Source organism: Vibrio sp. 10N.222.48.A3, from assembly GCF_041475345.1.
Lineage (GTDB): Bacteria > Pseudomonadota > Gammaproteobacteria > Enterobacterales > Vibrionaceae > Vibrio > Vibrio tasmaniensis_A.
Map to the genome: position 1 here is coordinate 1 of NZ_JBFRVX010001791.1, position 723 is coordinate 723.

Annotated in this window: 1 protein-coding gene; it reads right to left on the bottom strand. The window is 36.5% G+C overall.

From position 1 onward, the window contains the following. On the bottom strand, positions 1–723 hold a 723-nt coding region (locus AB4653_RS28930), incomplete at both ends, for a glycosyl transferase family 90 (RefSeq protein WP_372106079.1).

Genomic DNA, 723 nt, shown 5'->3' on the forward strand with positions numbered 1-723 from the left:
GTTCGTTAATAGCTTGGCCAGATAGTCTAAAATATTCTTGAAGTGTTTTAATGCAAACCAATTTTTCTAGTTGTTCATCTTGGAAAGGAGCAAGGTATTTATGCGCATTTTTGATCATCTGTTCAGACTCTTTAGGGTTGTCTAAATAGTATTGAATTTTTTGCTCAAAATCCGACCAGTCATCCTTCACCTCTACATAATGTATGCCTGGCTGCAGAGTGCCTTCCATAAACCACGTTTCAAATTTCATTTTTGGAGTAACGACAAGTGAGTTTGAAGACATTGCCCATTTCAAGTTTGATGCAACATCGTTCCCTTCAAGGCAAATAATGAATTTGTATTGAAGCTGCTCTTCTACTGTCATAAATGGCTGTTGCCACTCTGGGTGTTGCTCTGAAGTATTCGATTGACCTGCATTCATCAGTGGATGACCATACAGAGTTTTCATAAAACGAATTCTATGTGGTTGAGTCACAGCACCACGAAATACGGCCATATTTTTTTTATCAGAAAAACTTAAGTTATCATCCACGAATCGGAAATGACGACGCTTATCTAATTTAAATAGTACAGAGTTACTATTGTTCCCATCAATCGGACGAGCTTTAAATAACGTTGGAACTGGCTCTATATGCGTTTCATCACCAAAATAGTAACTGAAACGAAAGTACTTTGGAAAATAATGAAGAAACTCTTTAAGATCAAAGAAATAAGATGTATAGC